The organism is Alteromonas sp. CyTr2, assembly GCF_947311905.1.
Lineage (GTDB): Bacteria > Pseudomonadota > Gammaproteobacteria > Enterobacterales > Alteromonadaceae > Alteromonas > Alteromonas macleodii.
This window is the reverse complement of the sequence record NZ_CAMZMZ010000036.1, coordinates 1-19648: the sequence shown is the minus strand read 5'-3', so window position 1 is coordinate 19648 and position 19648 is coordinate 1. Positions and strand designations below refer to the sequence as shown.

Annotated in this window: 23 protein-coding genes and 1 pseudogene; 22 read left to right on the top strand and 2 right to left on the bottom strand. The window is 44.6% G+C overall.

Going from position 1 to position 19648, the window contains the following annotated elements:
- The first annotated feature begins 3 nt into the window (after positions 1-3).
- The 20 genes from QME20_RS16135 to QME20_RS16040 all read left to right on the top strand — a co-directional run bounded on the left by QME20_RS16135 (position 4) and on the right by QME20_RS16040 (position 16616).
- The gene (locus tag QME20_RS16135; protein ID WP_043959777.1) at positions 4-1227 is read left to right on the top strand and encodes a hypothetical protein; all 1224 of its coding nucleotides are present in this window, start codon (positions 4-6) and stop codon (positions 1225-1227) included.
- A gap of 14 nt (positions 1228-1241) precedes the next feature.
- Positions 1242-1796 (top strand): HyaD/HybD family hydrogenase maturation endopeptidase, encoded by a 555-nt coding sequence (locus tag QME20_RS16130; RefSeq protein WP_020742695.1) that lies wholly within the window; start codon positions 1242-1244, stop codon positions 1794-1796.
- Positions 1793-2227: a hydrogenase expression/formation C-terminal domain-containing protein gene (locus QME20_RS16125; protein ID WP_006991848.1), complete on the top strand. Its 435-nt coding sequence runs from the start codon at positions 1793-1795 to the stop codon at positions 2225-2227. The genes QME20_RS16130 and QME20_RS16125 overlap by 4 nt, the downstream gene beginning before the upstream one ends.
- A 1-nt stretch (position 2228) precedes the next feature.
- The gene (locus QME20_RS16120) at positions 2229-3227 is read left to right on the top strand and encodes a hydrogenase small subunit (RefSeq protein WP_012516857.1); all 999 of its coding nucleotides are present in this window, start codon (positions 2229-2231) and stop codon (positions 3225-3227) included.
- Positions 3228-3244: 17 nt separating this feature from the next.
- Entirely contained in the window at positions 3245-5122 is a 1878-nt protein-coding gene (locus QME20_RS16115; RefSeq protein WP_044055662.1) for a nickel-dependent hydrogenase large subunit, read from the top strand.
- 18 nt (positions 5123-5140) lie between these two features.
- Complete coding sequence (locus tag QME20_RS16110; RefSeq protein WP_012516859.1) at positions 5141-5356, top strand: hypothetical protein; 216 nt, start codon at positions 5141-5143, stop codon at positions 5354-5356.
- Positions 5356-5583, top strand: coding sequence for a HypC/HybG/HupF family hydrogenase formation chaperone (locus QME20_RS16105; protein WP_015066017.1), 228 nt, complete (start codon positions 5356-5358; stop codon positions 5581-5583). The genes QME20_RS16110 and QME20_RS16105 overlap by 1 nt, the downstream gene beginning before the upstream one ends.
- Positions 5576-5962 carry a hydrogenase maturation nickel metallochaperone HypA gene (locus QME20_RS16100; RefSeq protein WP_012516861.1) on the top strand — a complete coding sequence of 129 codons (387 nt, stop codon included), beginning with the start codon at positions 5576-5578 and terminating at the stop codon, positions 5960-5962. Before QME20_RS16105 ends, QME20_RS16100 begins: the two co-directional genes overlap by 8 nt.
- Entirely contained in the window at positions 5952-6698 is a 747-nt protein-coding gene (gene hypB, locus QME20_RS16095; protein WP_012516862.1) for a hydrogenase nickel incorporation protein HypB, read from the top strand. Before QME20_RS16100 ends, hypB begins: the two co-directional genes overlap by 11 nt.
- Positions 6699-6704: 6 nt before the next feature.
- On the top strand, positions 6705-7838 hold the full coding sequence (hypD, locus tag QME20_RS16090) for a hydrogenase formation protein HypD (protein ID WP_281716253.1): 1134 nt from the start codon (positions 6705-6707) through the stop codon (positions 7836-7838).
- Positions 7838-10144: a carbamoyltransferase HypF gene (gene hypF / locus QME20_RS16085; protein WP_281716259.1), complete on the top strand. Its 2307-nt coding sequence runs from the start codon at positions 7838-7840 to the stop codon at positions 10142-10144. Before hypD ends, hypF begins: the two co-directional genes overlap by 1 nt.
- Positions 10144-11196, top strand: coding sequence for a hydrogenase expression/formation protein HypE (gene hypE, locus QME20_RS16080; protein WP_012516865.1), 1053 nt, complete (start codon positions 10144-10146; stop codon positions 11194-11196). Before hypF ends, hypE begins: the two co-directional genes overlap by 1 nt.
- A gap of 118 nt (positions 11197-11314) precedes the next feature.
- Positions 11315-11725, top strand: coding sequence for a MerR family transcriptional regulator (locus tag QME20_RS16075; RefSeq protein ID WP_012516866.1), 411 nt, complete (start codon positions 11315-11317; stop codon positions 11723-11725).
- Between the two features lie 24 nt (positions 11726-11749).
- Entirely contained in the window at positions 11750-14098 is a 2349-nt protein-coding gene (locus QME20_RS16070) for a heavy metal translocating P-type ATPase (RefSeq protein WP_170826532.1), read from the top strand.
- A 9-nt stretch (positions 14099-14107) separates the two neighbouring features.
- Positions 14108-14464, top strand: a complete 357-nt coding sequence (locus QME20_RS16065) for a cupredoxin domain-containing protein (RefSeq protein ID WP_015066022.1) — start codon at positions 14108-14110, stop codon at positions 14462-14464.
- A gap of 46 nt (positions 14465-14510) precedes the next feature.
- Positions 14511-14834 carry a DUF2933 domain-containing protein gene (locus tag QME20_RS16060; RefSeq protein ID WP_014997005.1) on the top strand — a complete coding sequence of 108 codons (324 nt, stop codon included), beginning with the start codon at positions 14511-14513 and terminating at the stop codon, positions 14832-14834.
- On the top strand, positions 14824-15477 hold the full coding sequence (locus QME20_RS16055; RefSeq protein WP_014997006.1) for an isoprenylcysteine carboxylmethyltransferase family protein: 654 nt from the start codon (positions 14824-14826) through the stop codon (positions 15475-15477). The genes QME20_RS16060 and QME20_RS16055 overlap by 11 nt, the downstream gene beginning before the upstream one ends.
- Positions 15478-15487: 10 nt before the next feature.
- A complete protein-coding gene (locus tag QME20_RS16050; RefSeq protein ID WP_015066023.1) occupies positions 15488-15940 on the top strand; it encodes a hypothetical protein in 453 nt (150 codons plus the stop codon).
- Between the two features lie 49 nt (positions 15941-15989).
- Positions 15990-16358 carry a hypothetical protein gene (locus tag QME20_RS16045; protein WP_012516876.1) on the top strand — a complete coding sequence of 123 codons (369 nt, stop codon included), beginning with the start codon at positions 15990-15992 and terminating at the stop codon, positions 16356-16358.
- Positions 16359-16433: 75 nt separating this feature from the next.
- Complete coding sequence (locus QME20_RS16040; protein WP_012516877.1) at positions 16434-16616, top strand: hypothetical protein; 183 nt, start codon at positions 16434-16436, stop codon at positions 16614-16616.
- A gap of 251 nt (positions 16617-16867) precedes the next feature.
- Here the strand turns inward: QME20_RS16040 and QME20_RS16035 are convergent.
- Together QME20_RS16035 and QME20_RS16030 are read right to left on the bottom strand one after the other, a co-directional pair.
- Positions 16868-17821 (bottom strand): annotated as a pseudogene (locus tag QME20_RS16035) (IS481 family transposase).
- A 71-nt stretch (positions 17822-17892) separates the two neighbouring features.
- Positions 17893-18627 carry a hypothetical protein gene (locus QME20_RS16030; protein ID WP_012516879.1) on the bottom strand — a complete coding sequence of 245 codons (735 nt, stop codon included), beginning with the start codon at positions 18625-18627 and terminating at the stop codon, positions 17893-17895.
- A 281-nt stretch (positions 18628-18908) separates the two neighbouring features.
- Between QME20_RS16030 and QME20_RS16025 the strand changes: the two genes are divergently transcribed.
- Together QME20_RS16025 and tnpB are read left to right on the top strand one after the other, a co-directional pair.
- Positions 18909-19193: a transposase gene (locus tag QME20_RS16025; RefSeq protein ID WP_024024495.1), complete on the top strand. Its 285-nt coding sequence runs from the start codon at positions 18909-18911 to the stop codon at positions 19191-19193.
- Positions 19193-19528 carry an IS66 family insertion sequence element accessory protein TnpB gene (tnpB, locus tag QME20_RS16020; RefSeq protein ID WP_024024494.1) on the top strand — a complete coding sequence of 112 codons (336 nt, stop codon included), beginning with the start codon at positions 19193-19195 and terminating at the stop codon, positions 19526-19528. The genes QME20_RS16025 and tnpB overlap by 1 nt, the downstream gene beginning before the upstream one ends.
- The last annotated feature ends 120 nt before the right edge of the window (positions 19529-19648 follow it).

Here is a 19648-nt window from a genome sequence, read left to right as displayed (position 1 = left end):
ACTGTGATCACAAATTCCATTGCGCTCGCAACCTCGGTGCTGATCGCAATAGTATTGTGTCTGCCTCGCTTACGACAATCTTTCCAATGGCGAGCAACAGTCACACCGTTGGCTTCCATTATTGGTAGTGGCTTTTTGATCATTGCACCACTGCTGCATTCGGTAATGGGGAAATGGGCACTGCTTGGAATAGTGTTGTTGTCCATTCTGGCATATGCGCTGGGGTCGGTTATTCGCTTCAATATACGCCACGCAGAACCTGAGCTAGCTAGCAATCAACAAAGCAGTATTATGACGCTTGAAAAAGCAAGTCAATGGGCGCTTGGTGCGGCATATGCCATTTCCGTGGCGTTTTATATTAGTTTGTTTGCAGCGTTTGTTTTTGATCGTTTATCTATCTCTGATACGACGTACATCAAACTGTTTACCAGTGGGTTGCTTGTCATCATTATGGTGGTCGCTTGGCTTCGAGGTGCTAGGGGGCTAGAGACCATTGAGCTATTCGCCGTGACAATAAAGTTGGCTATTATAGTAGGTGTGCTCGCAGCGCTGGCAACCTACGACATACAAGTACAAAGTGCTTGGTTTCAACATGAAGCGATACAGGCATTGAGCCATTTTGAAACTGTTAGCATGCTCGCAGGGATGCTCATGGTAACGCAAGGGTTCGAGACAACCCGTTTTATGGGGAATAACTATACGCCAGAACAGCGCATTAAAGCGAGTCGTTATGCTCAGTGGATCGCTATTTTTCTCTATGTTGTTTTTATCGGTCTAACGTGTCCTATTTTCCTGAATTTTCCGATCACGGAATTAAACGAAACAACGATTAGCTACACCCTAGGGCAAGCAATATGGGTATTGCCGATTTTATTACTGGTTGCCGCCACGGCAAGTCAGTTAAGTGCAGCATTAGCCGATACTATCGGTGGCGGAGGCCTCTTAAAAGAGCTTTTCCATTTACCTATCTCCCCCCAATTTTACTACGTTTTAGTTATCGCCATCGCAGGTATATTAGTTTGGTCATCTAACGTATTTGAAATTATTAATCTCGCTTCAAAAGGGTTTGCACTTTATTACCTGATCCAAACAATAATCGTGATCAAACTCGTGATGCGTCAAAGCACAGGTCAACGCATTAGGTCAACAAAATTACTTGGTCTATCGGTGATCGTTCTCTGTTTATTCTTTGTGATTGGCTGGTCAATTCCAGCACCTCATAGCTAATAAGGAAAATACCGATGCTATCACTAGAAACTACACCAACAATTGACCAAATTAAAAATGCGGCTAAGCGCTACGCTATCATTGGTGTTGGAAATCTACTGCAGCGAGATGATGGCGTTGGTGTGCACGCGGTTCGTGCTCTGCAACCCCTGCTAAAGTCTTATTCAAATGTATCTTGCATTGACGCTGGGACACTGAGCTATGAACTTTTGGAGTGGGTCGCGAGTTCCGATCATACGATAGTCATCGACGCGGCCTACATGCGCTGTTCGCCTGGTACGGTGAGAGTGTTTGAGGACGAGGCAATTGCGGATCAGTTTAAGCAAGCGACGACCCATTCCGTTCACCAGATCACGTTACGCGATACATTGTTGACCAGCCAAACGTTATATTCAAAACCTTCTGCGGTGACGTTAATTGGCGTAGAGCCTGAGGCGATAGAGTGGGGAACCTCTTTGAGTCCAAAGGTAAATGCAGCGTTATCATCGATCATCGATATCGCATTTGCTTGCTTATCAAGCGACGACATTCAGGCCTATAAACCGGCAACCCAAAAGGAGGCACGATGACCGAAGAACTCATTTTTATGACATCCAATGCTGAAAAAACCGGCAACGTAATGCCGCTTTTGCATCAGATACGTCATGCGTTGTCTCAGTTAATTGAACGACAAGAACAAACCACGATTGATCTGCGACGATTGCCTTTAAGCGCTAGCGAAGAAGCGCAGTTAGAAGCTTTTCTTGGGCATGGAGAGGTTAAAGCTGATATTCAGGCGCTGGGTGATACGGTGCTAATCGAATCACGCTACGCAGGCGTTTGGCTTGAAATTCACTATAACGAAGATGTGGAGATCATGGGCAAATACGTTCATATCTGTACCTGTCCACCAATCATAAAATCTCAGCCAGAAGATATGGTGTTATCGCTCAGCAATATAGTGTCTGACATCCATTCGTTGTCTCATCAATCTTCTGATGAAACGGCTAAGGAGGATTGAAATGGCGCTACCAACATTAAACAAGCAGTTACAAGCGTCCGGTATCTCAAGACGCACATTTCTTAAGTTTTGCGCTACAACGGCGTCTTTACTGGCATTGCCGCAAAGCGCTGTTGCCGATTTGGCGACTGCCCTTGGCAATGCGAGAAGACCCTCTGTGATTTGGTTGCCCTTTCAAGAGTGCACAGGGTGTACCGAAGCAATATTGCGCTCTCATGCTCCCACATTGGAAAGCCTTATTTTCGATCATATTTCGTTGGATTATCAGCATACGATAATGGCTGCTGCGGGAGAGCAAGCTGAAGACGCTAGGCGTGCGGCGATGAACGCGCACAAAGGGCAATATTTGTTGTTGGTTGATGGTTCGGTTCCGGTGGGTAACCCAGGATACTCAACGATCAGTGGCATGAGTAATGTCGATATGCTGAGAGAATCGGCAAAAGATGCTGCGGGTATTATTGCCATCGGTACCTGCGCGTCTTTTGGCGGGATCCCTAAAGCAAACCCAAATCCGACGGGGGCAGTGGCAGTAAGCGACATTATTACAGACAAGCCAATCGTAAACATTTCAGGCTGTCCGCCACTGCCTATCGCGATTACAGCTGTGTTGGTTCATTACCTGACGTTTAAGCGTTTCCCTGATCTCGACGAATTACAACGCCCACTCGCTTTTTTTGGTGAAAGCATCCATGACAGATGTTATCGACGCCCATTTTTTGAACAACGTAAATTTGCAAAATCGTTTGATGATGAGGGGGCAAAAAATGGGTGGTGTTTGTTCGAACTTGGTTGTAAAGGGCCCGAAACCTTTAACGCATGTGCAACGGTTAAATGGAATCAAGGCACGAGTTTTCCTATCGAATCTGGCCATCCGTGTCTTGGTTGCTCTGAGCCCGATTTCTGGGATAAAAGCAGCTTTTACCAAGCCTTGGGTCCATGGGAGTGGTACAAATCCAAACCCGGCAAAGGTGCACAGAAGCATGCTGGGAAAAACTCATAAGATAATAGGCAAGGCTCATGGAAAATACAGCAAGTAACAACCGGTTAGTCGTCGATCCTATCACTCGAATTGAAGGGCATCTTCGAATAGAAGCTGAAATGGATGGGAATACCATCAAACAGGCGTTCTCATCAGGCACGTCTGTTCGGGGAATTGAACTGATTTTACAAGGCAGAGATCCGCGTGACGCTTGGGCTTTTGCGCAACGTATCTGTGGCGTCTGCACGCTGGTGCATGGTATGGCATCGGTGCGTGCTGTCGAAGATGCAATTAGAAAAGCTTGGCGGTCAAACGCAAAATTAGGGGTTGCCATTGGAAAGCCCTCCATGACATCTATGCCAAAAGGACCGATGCAACATGGTAAAAAAGGGCACCGACAGTCACGTACTTCAATAGGCGTACTGAGTGAAGCAGAAATGGCTATCCCTCAAAATGCACAACTGATAAGAAACATCATGATTGCAACCCAATATGTGCATGATCACGTGATGCATTTTTATCACTTGCATGCCCTAGATTGGGTTGACGTTGTTTCTGCACTAGATGCAGATCCAACGAGAACCGCTGCGCTCGCCGGTCAATTGAGTGATTATCCTCGTTCATCGCCGGGATATTTCAAAGATATGAAGCAAAAAGTCAAAACGCTGGTTGAGTCTGGGCAGCTAGGGATATTCAGTAACGCGTATTGGGGGCATCCTGGCTATAAACTGCCACCTGAAGTTAACTTGATGGCATTAGCACATTATTTAGATGCGCTAACGTGGCAGCGTGAAGTTGTAAAAGTTCACACCATATTTGGAGGGAAAAACCCTCATCCTAATTTTGTCGTTGGCGGCGTGCCTTCACCGATTAATCTCAATGCGTCAACGGGTATTAACACGAGTCGATTAGTGCAACTACAAGATGCTATCACGCAAATGAAGAGCTTTGTCGATCAGGTGTATTACCCCGATATTGTGGCGATTGCGGGTTATTACAAAGAGTGGGGGACACGAGGGGAAGGGCTGGGTAACTTTCTTACCTATGGAGACTTACCTATGACATCAATGGATGACCCTGATTCTTTCTTGTTTCCACGAGGTGCAATACTTGGTCGAGACTTGAGTAAAGTGCATGACCTTGATCTAGATGATCCCTCTGAAATTCAAGAATTCGTCTCTTCCTCCTGGTATCGATATAGTGGAGGGAACGCAAGTGGTTTACACCCTTTTAATGGACAAACAACACTCGAGTATACTGGTCCGAAACCGCCTTACAAGCACCTAAATGTAGGGGCTGAATATTCATGGTTGAAAAGTCCGCGTTGGAAAGGCCATGCGATGGAGGTGGGACCGCTGGCTCGCGTGCTAATGATGTATGCTAAAAAAGATGCCGCTGCGCAAGACATCGTTAATCGATCTCTTTCTATCTTGGATTTAGAGACCTCTGCACTTTTCTCCACACTCGGTAGGACGCTCGCCAGAGCAGTGGAAACAAAAATTGTGGTTAACCAGCTACAGTCTTGGTATGACCAACTATTGGATAATATCGCAAAGGGCGATACCGATACGTTTAACCCTCTGTATTTTGACCCTACCAATTGGCCAATTAAAGGCCAGGGGGTAGGCGTGATGGAAGCGCCTCGTGGCGCGTTGGGGCATTGGTTGGTCATGCAAAATGGCAAAATTGAGAATTACCAATGTGTCGTGCCTACGACATGGAACGCTGGACCTCGAGATCCCAACTCACAGGCAGGTGCTTATGAAGCCGCTCTGCAAGATAAACATACGCTACATGATCCTGACCAACCTTTAGAGATTTTGCGAACACTTCATAGTTTTGACCCCTGCTTAGCATGTGCCGTGCACGTAATGGACGAAACAGGGGAAGAGCGTTTGCGTCTAAAAGTTCGTTAACCTTACTTGAGGAATATTATGAAAATCAAAAATAGTATTAGAAAGTCAGTTACTTCTTTAATTGCCTTTTTTTATCTGGTGGTAGGTTCACCCGTTAGTTATGCGCACCCGGGTCATCAAGGCGATCATTCACTACTTTTGGGATCGCTGGTGTCAACAATCGTGCTTGTCACCGTTGCGCTGTTTATTTATCGAGCTAGAGCAAGTAGGCCCTATCAACGGGTAAAACAGTAATGTGTCTCGCTATCCCCATGAAAGTCATTGCAATTAAAGGCTTTAACGCAACGTGTGAAGCGAAAGGTGTCTCTCGCGAGGTGAGTTTACATTTAGTGCAAGGGCTAGAGGTCAAAGTTGGCGACTATGTGATGGTACATGTTGGTTATGCTCTCCAAGTGATCACCTATGATGACGCGCAGGTGACATGGGAGATGCTCGATCAGGTCATTGCTTACGATGCATGAAATTAGTCTTTGCTATAGCTTGCTTGACACAGTCGCTGTTCACCAGCGAGCAAACATGAATAAGTCTGTCAGTCTGGTTCACGTCAAAGTCGGCCCACTGTCAGGTGTTGAGCCTGACTTGCTGCACCATGCGTTCTTGGCGTGTAGAACTCACACCATTGGCGATCAGGCAACGCTTAGAATTGACACAAGCGCTATCAAGATACGCTGTAAATTGTGTGGCGAATTCAGCCGAGTTTCGGTGAATAGCATCCTATGTGCAAGTTGCGGTGCTTGGCAAACCGACCTCATTGAGGGCGATGAATTTATATTGCAACGAATAGAGTTTATCGCACCTGACAATTTTACAGAATCAAAGGAGAGAAAACATGTGCGGTAACTGTGGTTGCGAAACGCAAGTAAAATCAGAGAAAACTGACAAGCCATCAGCAAATATCGTTGAGGTTCACGCAAATTTAAAAAGCAACAATGACAACCAAGCGATAGCAAACCGTGCTTTATTTGACGCACATAATGTACTAGTGATTAATTTGATGTCATCCCCAGGCAGTGGAAAAACCAGGCTACTCGAAGAAACGATACGTGCGCTTAAGTCGCAATACGCGATGGCGGTGATTGAAGGCGACCTCGAAACTGAAAATGACGCAAATAGAATTAGACGTCATGGTGTGCAGGCGGAGCAAATCGCCACGGGCCAAGGGTGTCACTTGGACGCCAGTATGGTGCAAAAGGTACTTGGAAGATTTAGCTTACAAAAACTAGACGTTTTGTTTATAGAGAATGTTGGCAATTTGATTTGTCCAGCGTGTTTTGATTTAGGACAGCACTTAAACATTATTTTGCTGTCCGTGCCAGAGGGTGATGATAAGCCTGAAAAGTACCCAGTGATGTTTCGTGCCGCGGACGTCATGCTTATTTCTAAGACCGATTACTTGCAATTTCACGATGAATTCAATGTACCTCGCGCGATTGAATCATTTCGTAAAGTGGGCAACGATGCGCCCGTTCTCGAAGTGTCTTCATTGAAAAGTCAACATCTAGAGCGTTGGTTTTCTTATTTTACGCACGCCATTACAGCTCATCAGTCTCAGTCGTTACAAAATAGCGGAGTCTAAAGTCTTATGTACAGTGTTGAATCGTTGCTAAGAGACATTAAGAATACCTCGCTTTCAAAACCGTTTCGTATTCTTAATGTTTGCGGTGGCCATGAGCGTGCGATTACGCGCGCTGGATTTAGAACGTTGTTTCAGCACAATATTCATCTGATACCTGGGCCAGGGTGCCCCGTTTGTATTTGCCCCGAAGAGGATATTGCATACGCGATACACTTAGCCATTAACGAAAATGTCGTTATCGTTAGTTTTGGTGACATGCTCCGCGTCCCAGTCGAACACGAAATGGGTGGCTGTAGCTCATTGATAGACGCAAAAAATCAAGGGGCCGATATCCGTCCGATATCTTCTCCTCAAGAAGCGGTATCTATAGCATTGGAAGAACCTCGTAAGGTTATTGTGTTTTTTGCTGTTGGTTTTGAAACGACTATGGCACCGATTGCAGCAACACTGCTTAATGATTTACCCAATAACTTTAAAGTTTTATTGTCTGGACGACTTACTTGGCCAGCAGTTGCCCATGTGCTTGAGAGTCAACCGAATACTTTTGATGCACTGATTGCGCCTGGCCACGTTGCGACAATTATGGGTAGTGAAGAATGGCAGTTTGCAATCGACCATCATAATTTGCCTGTCAGTATTGCTGGTTTTCATCCAGAAAGTTTGCTGTTGTCGCTCCAAACGCTGCTCGGTAATTGTTCAAATAAAGTCGTCACACTGAGTAACCGCTATCCCGAAGTGGTAAAGCAAAACGGCAATGCAGCAGCTAAAGCAATAATCAATAAAGCGTTCACTATCGTTGACGCACATTGGCGAGGAATTGGTGTTATTCCTGGTTCTGGATTTTCCTTTGCTTCGAGACTATCGCACCTAGACGCCACAAACAATTATGCGCCAGTCGATTTCCCTTCGCAATGTGCGCAAAACGTTCCTGAAACCACATCGCCCTGTGAAAAAGTGATCCTCGGAAAAATGACACCTGATGCGTGCCCGTTTTTTGGTCAGGAATGCAAACCAGCATCCCCTAAAGGCGCATGTATGGTGTCTGATGAGGGGGCTTGCCGAATTTGGTATAGCTCTGGTGAGCGCTCGATAACAAATGTTATCAAAAAGGGGAATACGCTAAAGGTGGAGATGAAGTGATGACAACTGCCCGCACATATGTTGCCAATACGAATAAGAGTAAAACTATCGCCTATGAGTTGAACATTACTGGAGTCATCCAGGGGGTTGGGTTCAGACCGTTAGTTTACTGCTTAGCGTATGAAAAAAGTATTGTTGGTTGGGTACAAAACGACTGTGGATGTGTGCGAATACACGCTGAAGGCACTGAGCTAGACGTTGAACAATTTGTATTCGACTTACTGAACAATGGGTCGCTAGTTTCCATATCCTTGCTGGAAAAGAAGCAGGTTAAACTGAGTAATGTAGACTCGTTCACGATAAAAGAAAGCGGTCATGATATAGCGTGCGGGGCGATATCAATCCCCAAAGATGTCTATTTGTGTGGAGCGTGTAAAGCTGAGTTACTGTCAAATACTAACCGACGTGGCACCTATAGCTTTATCGCTTGCAGTAAATGTGGTCCACGATTTTCTATGCTGCGAGCAATGCCATACGACAGAAAGAACATGAGTATGTCAGCATTTCCAATGTGTGAGTTATGTCGTAAAGAATATCAATCGCCAACTGATAGGCGCTTTCATGCTCAACCAATAAGCTGTCGCGTATGCGGGCCTGAAGTATTTTGTTCAACTGTCGGCGGGCGCGTGGTCTCGCAAGGCGATGTTGATGTTGTAGCAACGGTTGTCGCATATTTGAATCAAGGCAAAATTGTCGCGTTAAAAAGTATAGGCGGTTATCACTTGCTCTGTGACGCACAAAGCACTGAAGCGGTAGACCTTTTACGCCAGCGTAAAAATAGACCAGATAAACCTTTCGCGGTCATGCTCCCAGAGCCTCGTGCAGACGAAACAAGTGAGGATTGGTTAGATAAATGCGTTGCTGTAGACAGTCATCAAAGAGCGCTCTTACTAAGCCCCGTGCGACCCATTTTACTTGCAAAAAAGCAATCGAATGTACCCATTGCAGATAACGTAGCGCCCATGCTTCGTGATTTGGGGGTAATGTTTCCGTGCAGCGGACTGCATTTACTCATTATGCAGCAATTCAATCGCCCCATGGTGGCTACGTCAGGCAATATGTACGGTGAACCGATGGTCACATCGACGTCATCGGCACAGCAACACCTTACGATGTTGGCAGACATCTTCGTGCACCATAATCGAGACATTTTTCACAAACTGGATGATTCTGTGCTGCGAACGCTTAAGTCAGGCACCATTCCAATTCGCCTGGGGCGGGGTATAAGTCCGATAGAATTATCATTGCCATATACCGTGCAGGAACCAATGCTTGCTGTTGGCGCGAATCAGAAAAATACAGTCGCAATAGCTTTGAACAATCGACTTATCGTAACACCGCATATTGGCGACCTCGATTCTCCGAAAATGCAAGCGCACTTTGAAAAATGTATCAGTGACTTTCAAGCTCTCTATCATGTTCATCCACAGCGTATTCTTTGCGATAGCCATCCTGGCTATATCAGTTCCCGTTGGGCCAAAGGCAGCGAACTACCGACTACTAAAGTTTTACATCACCACGCTCACGCATCAGCGTGGGCATTAGCTGCTGAAATATCGACACCAAGCTTAGTTTTCGTGTGGGATGGAACGGGATTAGGCGAGAATGGCGAGATGTGGGGAGGGGAAGTTTTTTGGGGGACGCCGGGCAATTGGAAACGCGTTGCCTCATTAGCGCCTATGAAGTTGCAAGGCGGCAACAAGGTTCCAAATCAACCATGGCGAAGTGCAGCATCACTAGTGTGGGGTACTAATTTCACCGGCATTGATTTTAAACCATTTGATCCACAACAATTAAGCTACAACGCATGGCAAAACGAACTCAATTGTCATGTTAGTAGTTCAATGGGAAGACTGTTCGACGCGGCGGCATTTGCCTGCTGTGAACAGAGCGAAGTCTCTTATGAAGGGCAGGCGCCCATGATGTTGGAAAGCGTTGCGTCGACGCCCTCTAAGGTTATGCCGTTATCGTTGGTCCAGAAAAACGACGAATTTATTCAAATGGATTGGCGAACACTGGTACCGGAACTATTTGATTTCAAAGTGTCTCCTCAAACTCGTGCTGCAAATTTCCACGCTTCGTTAATTGAAACGGTATGGGAGGTAACCCTACATTGCCGTAAAAAGTTTAATTTTGATCACATTGGATTGGCAGGAGGCGTCTTCCAAAATCGCATGTTGTGTGACGGTATATCACAACGGTTTTTACAATCAGACATTCCTGTGGTTATTCCAAGTAGTTTGCCATTAAACGATGCCGCAATAAGTGTTGGGCAAATCCACGAATACTGTTCACGGAGGTCATAATGAAAAGCGCAGAGGGCAATAATCATTCATCATCAGAGCCGTTGGGCACGGAATCTATTCAATTAGCTCAGGGGAACGGCGGAACACTGACAAAAAGACTCATTGATCATGTTTTTAAAAATAAAGCGAACAAAGATCTAGATCTGCTTCATGATGCCGCCACAGTAACTTTTGATGGTCCTTATCTGAGTATAACAACGGATAGCTTCGTTGTATCCCCCCCAACATTTCCAGGCGGCAATGTAGGCGCGTTGAGTGTTTACGGTACCGTCAATGATTTAGCAGTCGTTGGGGCAACACCACGGTACATCAGTACTGCATTTATTATTGAAGAAGGCTTTTCCCTTTCAACATTGAAACAAATCGTTAATGGAATGCATCAAGCTGCCGAAGAAACGAAGGTCGCCATTGTAACAGGTGATACGAAAGTTGTCCCGAAAGGCAGTGGTGGCGGCGTTTTTATCAATACAACGGGTGTTGGAGACAGCCGAGATGCGCCGATTTGGGATACCAGTCTTATAAAGGCAGGCGATCATGTACTGGTTAGTGGTTCTGTAGGTGATCACGGTGCGTGTGTCCTGCTTGCTCGCGAGGACTATGGTTTGCAAGGTCAGCTAAAGTCTGATTGTGGAAGCGTTGTTCCTCTTATTGATCCAATCAAGCATTTGGAAGGTGTTCGTTTTGTGCGTGACCCAACTCGTGGAGGGTTGTCAGTATTACTCCATGACGTTGCTAATGAAACAGGCTTCGATATCGAGTTAATTGAAAATAATATTCCGGTGCGACCTGAAGTGGCAAGCGTGTGTGAAATATTAGGCTTTGATCCGTTTGTTTTAGCGTGTGAGGGACGCATTGTTGCTGTTGTTGCCCCTGACATAAGCGGTAAGGTGCTAGAACACTGGCGGAGCATTCGAAACGGGGAGCAGGCCGAACACATTGGTGTAATAGTAAAAAACACCGAATCAAAAGGGCGCGTGACCATTGTTACGCCAATGGGAGGAAGACGTTTCATGAATGAACTCGAAGATGAGCCGCTTCCAAGGATCTGCTGAAAGAATAGGTGTTGACCTGTGAGCAACACATAGGTTTACCCTAGTAACGTGAGAGTAGAACATAGGATTAAAGGCGTGCTTAACCGCATATCTATGTTGATAAAAGAGGAGCGTTAAAATGCGCGTTAAACAAATTGCAGATGCACTAGAGATTAGCGCGGACAGCGTACGGTATTACACGCGCATTGGTTTTTTGGTGCCAAGTAAATCGCACAATGGTTACAAGTATTACAGGCCCGCTGATGTGACACGACTACGGTTTATTTTAAGCGCGCGTTCATTAGGTTTCTCTATCAATGATATTAAGGAAATTCTGTTCACGTCATCACAAACCAACGCGCCATGCCCGACGGTTCGGCGCCTTATTGAACAAAGGTTGAAAGAAACTGAACAGCGGTATCAGGACATGCATGAGCTAAGACTGCGCATGCGAAAAGCAATCTCAGAATGGGAAAATACACCGGATCAGCATCCAACGGCCGATACGATTTGCCATTTGATTGAAGGTTTCACATCACTTAAATCATAACATTATTTAGAGAGGGAGTGGCTCATGAATTCAAAAACGGACGATGCGAAAATTCATTCGTGTTGTGGCGGTGACAAAAAAGTATCAACCGCTAGTAAGGCGGTCGAGAGTGAAACACATACTGAGCAAGTCTCTGCGTCTTCGGGTGAGCTACAACTCAATATCCAAGGTGCAAGTTGCGCCAGTTGTGTGACTAAAATTGAAGCGGCCTTAAAACAGGTCTCGGGTGTCACCAATGCTGAGATGAATTTTGCTGAACGCTCGGTGTTGGTGATGGGCAGTTCATCCTCCCACGCATTGATTAAGGCGGTAGAGCAAGCTGGGTATAACGCAACATTAGCGAATACGGATTCAGATGAGGCTGCCATTGAAGAAAAGGAACAGGCGGACTGGGCATATTATAAAAAACTAATGCGAGACATGGTCATTGCATTATCTCTGGGTGTGCCACTGATGCTTTATGGCTTGGTGACGGGGGAAATGAGCGTCAACACGACCACTGAGCGGATCGTGTGGTTGATTGTAGGGATCATGACATTGGGTGTTATGGTGTTTTCTGGTCGGCATTTTTATGTAGGTGCTTGGAACTCCTTTAAAAATCACGCCGCGAACATGGATACTTTGATTGCATTGGGGACAGGAACAGCCTGGTTGTACTCTATGGTCGTTGTGTTTTTCCCCGGATATGTGCCTGAAATGGCGCGGCATGTCTATTTTGAAGCAACAGCCATGATAATTGGTCTCATTAATTTAGGCTTAGCGCTTGAGATAAAAGCACGCGGTAAAACGTCCGAGGCAATTAAACGACTGATTGGTTTACAAGCCAAAACAGCTCGCGTCATTCGTGATGGGCATGATATAGATATTCCGATTGAAGATGTTCTGCTAAATGATCTTATCCGGGTTCGCCCTGGGGAGCGCATCTCTGTTGATGGCTTAGTTGTCGAGGGCCAGACAAGTATTGATGAATCAATGCTAACGGGTGAACCCATGCCCATAGAAAAACGAAAAGACGATGAGGTCGTTGCCGGCACGATAAACAAATCAGGCTCTATCGTCTTTCGAGCAGAGCGCGTGGGAAAAGATACCGCGCTTGCTCAAATTATTAACATGGTAAAACGCGCACAAAATTCTAAACCGCCTATTGGTCGATTAGCTGATATGATTTCCGCCTATTTTGTACCGGTCGTCATGATCATTGCCGTGATCAGTGCGCTGGCCTGGCTGAATTATGGCCCATCTCCTGAAGTAGCTTTTGCAATCGTTTCTGCGACCACAGTACTGATTATTGCCTGCCCTTGCGCCTTGGGTTTGGCCACACCGATGTCGGTGATGGTCGGTGTGGGAAAGGCGGCTGAAGCGGGGGTTCTTATCCGAAACGGCGAAGCGCTGCAATCTGCATCAAAAATAACCACTATGGTTCTAGATAAAACAGGCACTATTACTGAGGGGGCCCCTAAAGTAACAGATGTCGTTATAGTTTCAGATCATAGTCACAACGATGTGCTTTCTTTGGCGGCTAGCCTTGAGTCTGGTTCTGAGCATCCACTTGCCATGGCGATCGTTGAATCTGCAAAGGAGCAAGGTGTGCCGATCCATTCCGTTACTGATTTTCAGTCCATTGCGGGGAAGGGGGTTGAAGCCATGCTAAATTCTCAACGCCTGCTATTTGGAAATGAAAAATTGATGATAGACCAAGGGATCGAGCTTCATCATTACATCGACAAAGCGCAGAGGTTAGCAGCGGATGCAAAGACCCCTATGTATTTTGCTATTGATTCTACATTAGTTGCCGTAATTGCCGTCGCTGACCCAATAAAATCTGACTCAATAGATGCGATAAAGCGGCTACAGCATAACGGGATACGAGTTGTGATGTTAACCGGGGATAATCGACTGACCGCAAAAGCCGTCGCCCGAAAAGCGGGGATTGCAGATTACGTTGCCGAAGTGATGCCGGAAGATAAGGCAAACAAAATACTTGAGCTTCAACGTGAAGGCGAAATTGTGGGTATGACCGGTGATGGCATAAATGACGCACCGGCCCTTGCTCATGCCAACGTCGGCTTTGCGATTGGGACTGGGACTGATGTAGCGATAGAAAGTGCGGATATAACGTTGATGCGCGGCTCCCTACATGGGTTAGCGGATGCAATTGCCGTGAGCAAAGCAACACTGCGTAACATCAAGCAAAACCTCTTTGGCGCATTTATTTATAATGTCGCCGGAATACCATTTGCGGCAGGCGTCTTTTATCCATTCTTAGGGATACTGCTTAACCCAGTCATTGCTGGTGCAGCGATGGCATTCTCATCACTAACGGTGGTGACCAATGCTAACCGATTACGTCTATTTAAAGCGAAAGAGCACTAGGAGTACACAATGATGATATGGATTAATTTAGCAGGGCTTATCCTGATTGGGCTTATTGTTTGGTGGTTTTGGCTTTACAAAGCACAATCAACCCAGATAAAAGACGGCAGTATCAAAGTCCTTGTAAAAGACGGCGTGTATCAGCCTGCCAATATCACGGTGCCGGCGCATCAGTCCGTTAAGCTTATGTTCGTCAGAGAAGATGCAACGCCCTGTGCAGAAACGTTATTGATCCCGGAGTTGGATATCAATGAAACATTAGCGCTTAACAAGCGAGTGACGGTCACTATTCCTGCTTCCAGTGCCGGCGTTTACCCATTTCATTGTCAGATGCAAATGTATCGTGGCACGTTGGTGATCAAGTGATTAAACGCTTTTTATTAACGTAAAAGATACCAAAGCGAGGTGTATTATGAGTAAACAAAAAGTCCCCTTTTGGCGCACCCCCAGTGGTTGGTCTGCCATAGGCCTTATTACCGCCGCGAGCTACTTCTTGCTGGTTGAGCATGGTGAGCATGTGTTTCCGTATTTACCTTACTTGATCTTGTTGTTGTGCCTTGTCATGCACATTTTTATGCACGGCAGTCATGGCAAAGGACATGAAACACATGAGCACACCGAAAAAACATTTAAAGAACAAACCGAGGACAATGAGCAATATCGAAAAGGCTATATCGAAGGGTTAGAGCAGGCCCGTAAAGGAAAACATAAAACGGAGAATAATAATGCACGGTGATTCTGATTATGGGCTCTGGGCACTAGTCATTATAAACTCAGCCATTTTTATCTTTTTTGCGTTTAGTTTTATCAAGCCGAAGTCGAAAACAGATTGGCGAAGCCTAGGTGTATTTTCCGCTTTTATCGTGGCCTTATTTACCGAAATGTATGGTTTCCCCCTGACAATATATTTTTTGTCAGGGTGGTTAGCGGAAAGTTATCCAGGGGTAGACTTTTTAGCGCATGAAAATGGTCACTTGTGGCATACTTTGCTAGGGCTATCCGGCGATGCTCACTGGGATATTTTACACATCTTAAGTAATGTCATCATCATTTTAGGTTTCTTTTTACTATCCGCTTCTTGGAGTGTCCTACACCACGCGCAAAAATCGCATAGTTTAGCCACTACTGGATGGTACGCTCGCTGCCGGCATCCTCAATATGTTGCATTTATACTGATCATGTTTGGCTTTTTGTTGCAATGGCCAACACTGCCAACCTTACTTATGTTTCCAATTCTTATTGTCGTTTATGCTCGACTCGCCACGCGAGAAGAGCAGCAAGCTGAATCCGAGTTTGGTGATAGCTACAGACACTATAAACAAACGACGCCAGGTTGGTTTCCCCGTATGGGTATTTCAAACGTTTCAAGCACTAATTAAGGATTACAAAATGAACAAAGTACTACTGTCATTACTGTTTGTTGGAGGGGTGTTACCCGCGACATTTGCTGCTGCTCAAACGTCGATGAGTGCGGATGATATGCTTCGAAGTAATGAGCTTGTCATGGATGCACTAATGCAACGCATACAACGGATCAACGACGTCTCTGATAGGCAAACTCTCATCGTTGAGCATATGAAAATGATGGAAATTTATTTAACGAATATTGAGAAGAGACTCCAAAGTGAAACAGACCTGCAACACAAAGCACATCTGGAAGAAACGTACACAAATGGCCTTCAACGAAGTCTCGTTCTTATCGACAGCGGTTTAGCAGGGGGCGACTTTGTAGTCATGGGAAATTCGGTAGACGAACTTTTGTTTTATCTTGAACAAAGAATGTCAATTTTACAATCGTTAATGAAGCAGCAGCTCGGTGCCAATAGTGTTTTAAATAATTAAAGAAATGACGAACATAAACAAGTTAACAATCGATTTATAGGAGGAAAAGATGAGCGATCTAGATCACAGAGTCGGTGTATCAGAGGCGAATTTAGTCGTACGGCATTTAAAGTTGGTTGGTATTACCGAAGATAACATAGAAGCAATTATTGCTGGCATTGATGGGACCTTTGGAATCGATGCAGTTTCATTTGAGGACGCCAAAAGTACCCTGCATATAGGCTACGATGCAACCCACTGCAATTTAGATGGCATTGAGACAATCATTCGTGACAACGGGGCAGACATTTCGGACGACTTTTGGACAAAAATGAAAGAAGGCTATTACCAATTCGTTGACGAAAACATTCGTGAAAATGCAAAACACAAACCCTGGAGTTGCCACCGTGTTCCTCCTGGGCAAACCCATAAAAAGTAATTGGTTCAATAGCAACGATCAGACTTACGTTACGCCTGATCGTACAGCCATAACAAACAAAAACAGGACAACACAGTGGTACATAGTAAAAACGAAGCGGACAGAATTAAGTTACTTAACTTGGGAATAATTGAAAGAAACCCAGCTGAGCATGAAATCCATCAAGCGGTACAAGAATTCACAGGTTCCGTTATGCCTAACGCAAAATATTCACTGGAAAAAGCATTAAAAGCGTTTTCTTCAAGCAAAGACGAATAGAAGCGTGGCAAGTTTTAGCCGCTGGAAGGGGCAATTTTTCTATTACCGGCACATGGGTAAATAAAGTGTTAGTGAGTACTTCAATAGGGGCTTTGGTAGCTGTTTTAATAATAGGATTGGCGAAGTTAAATAAATTCGATAAAGACCGAAGTTTTTATCCAACGCTCACTGTTGTGATCGCGAGTTACTATCCATTGTTTGGAGTGTTAGAAAGTCGATTTATATGGCATGAGTTGTGTGATTCATAGACATCATTTCACTTTTCTCAATTGCAGGTCGCGTTGATAATTTGATAGCTGAATGCGCTCGTCCTCAGTTATATAATCCTCGTGAACCTCTTCTCAAAGTGGGGCTTGTTCAAGTCTTTCACAGACAATATCCATTGGCGTTTTTCCCTTTAACTAACCATGTGCCCGTTGCCAGTTGTAGTAATGCTGCCATTCGGGCAATGTTTCGTTTTTTAGTTCGTCTAGATTCAAGTTTACTGTTGAATAAAACTCTTCTTTGTCGGTTCTTTGCGACCTTTCAACCTTACCATTCAGGTGAGGAGAACCAGGCTTGTTAGGACGAAATTTGATGCCATAATCCATCAGCTTTCGCTGAACTTTCTCTGCGAAGAATTCTGTACCACGGTCGGTTTGTATTCGCTGTATTGGAAATGGCATTTCCTCGATTACCTTATCGATAAAAATAAGGGTGTTTGCTGCCGACCTCCGGTTAAACACATCCAGTACGCGATATCTAGAGCAGTCATCAATAGCAGTATATTGGTAAATTCCAGGAGCGATTTTGCATGTATCCATCTGCACTCGATCACCTGGAATAGGTCTTTGGTAACGGATGAAGTCTTTTTTCTTCCGTTGAAATACTATTGGTTTAACGTCATGTCTGGTCAGCACCTTATGTATGGAAGCAAGCGATAATTGAACACTATGCTCGCGAAGAAGTTCATTTTGGATTCTCCGCGCACCAAGCTTCCTGTCTTTTCTCAGGCTTAGAATCCATTCCTCTATCTGATGGTTTATTTTAGTATTTGGCGAGGTATGAGGGCGTTTAGAAACGTCCTGAAGACCGTCTAGACCATTTTCTTTGTATCGTTTTAACCATTTACGAAGAGTGGGTCTGGATATACCACACCTGCGGCAAACCAGACCTGCATTTTTAGTTTCTTCGTAAAGCTCAATCCACTTGAGTCGCTGTCTAATTTCTTTGTTCTTAGAGTCGTATTATGTTGAAACGATCTCTATGAATCACACACATAAACGTCCTTGTTGTCTTAAATATTCTGACTACTGTTTTCGAAGACCGTAATTAAAGATTCATCCAAATAGGGACCGATCTCGCTAAAATCGTAAATGCTATTTATGTTCTTATTGCTAATGATCCTTTTGCATTTTAATTTAGTTAAAAATGAATCACTACTAGCAACGGTGAGAATATCTTGTTCAAGATCTCCAGCTAGTTTTTCAACCAATTTAGATTCTAACCTTCGCGAAATACTCTCAAAAGAAGGCAAATTTTCTTCGTTAGTGTTATCGACCCAATCTTTGGTCCTCGTTAGATGATTCTCTATTACCTCGAAAGTTTTTTCAATTTTTATGTTTTTCTGCAATCGGTAAGCAAGTATTGGGTCATGTTTTGAAAGCTCTAAAATAGCGCTGTCAAACTGAGAGGAGAAATCTACTCGCAGTTCTTCCTTCATATCAATGATTAACGAATTAAATGCTTTCTCAAGGGCAATTCGTAGCTCTGCTTCGAATGCTGATTTATCTTTAGGCGAGAATGCTTGGTCATTCAATTTCTCTAAATACAGCTTCAAGTAACCGTCAATCGCGCGATCTGTATTAATTACTGAATTGATAAATACATTGCGTAACTCAAGGAGTAAATAAATTATTGTTCGATTACTTTCTTTTTTTTCTCTCTGAATTTTCCATATATATGTTGCTAAGGCTACTAAAATAGTTGCACTAGCGGTAATAAAGGATCCCAAAATCTTAAGTTCTATCATGTAACTCTCGTGCGATAAACTCATCAACTAAAGATGCTAACAAATGCAAAATTAGTTTTTGTTTATGAAGTAGATTAATAAGTATCAGCAATTTTGTAATACTGTGAAGATAGCGTTTTGCGCAGACTCTCTAAATTCACGACCAATTCTTGGTGTGTATGAAGGGTGGGGGGCTGATATTACAGTTGTTTTAAAGTAAGCGATCAATATAGGCCGTCTTCCCCAGATTTAGCTACTCCGTAAAATAGCCTCCGTAGATTTTACTAACGGAGACTTTACTGATGGCAACAAAAAGACGTACACGTGAGCAATGGCAAAGGTTGGTTGACAAGCAAGCAGCAAGCGAGCTGACAGTCAGTGAATTTTGTGCACAGCATGCGTTAACAGTATCAAATTTTTATCTGTGGCGTAAAAAGTTGAGGGATGATAGTCAACCGTTTGCGCAGCAGGATAACTGGCTTGCTTTTGATATGCCAGCGAGCGGGAACCAGAGTATAGATTCAGCGTGGGAGATTGAACTGGTATTACCCGGTGGTGTGGTGCTGCGGATGAACCGAGCGGCCTGATGTTACCCTTATCTAATGGGCGTATTTGGTTGTACACCGGCAATGCCGATATGCGCAAACAGTTTGATGGGTTGGCAGCGCTGGTACAGAGCAAGTTGGGCATGCAGGCGCATTGTGGTGACTGGTTTGTGTTTATCAATAAGCGCCGTACTCAGCTGAAGGTGTTGTATTACTACCAGGGCGGTTATTGTTTGTGGAGCAAACGGTTAGAAAAAGGCACCTTCGCTAACGTGTCTGACGGCAACACCAAAACACCACTCAACAGTGCCCAGTTACAGTGTTTGATTGATGGGATTTACTGGCAAAAAGACAAACAAAACAGGCGATTTAATTAACTGATTTTGTTATAATTTAGCCCATGAAAACACGCTCTATTAGTCACCTTTCACCGTCTGAAATTGAGGCTGCCTTTGCTCATCAAGCCGATGAAATTGCGCAACTCAAGCAGCAACTCG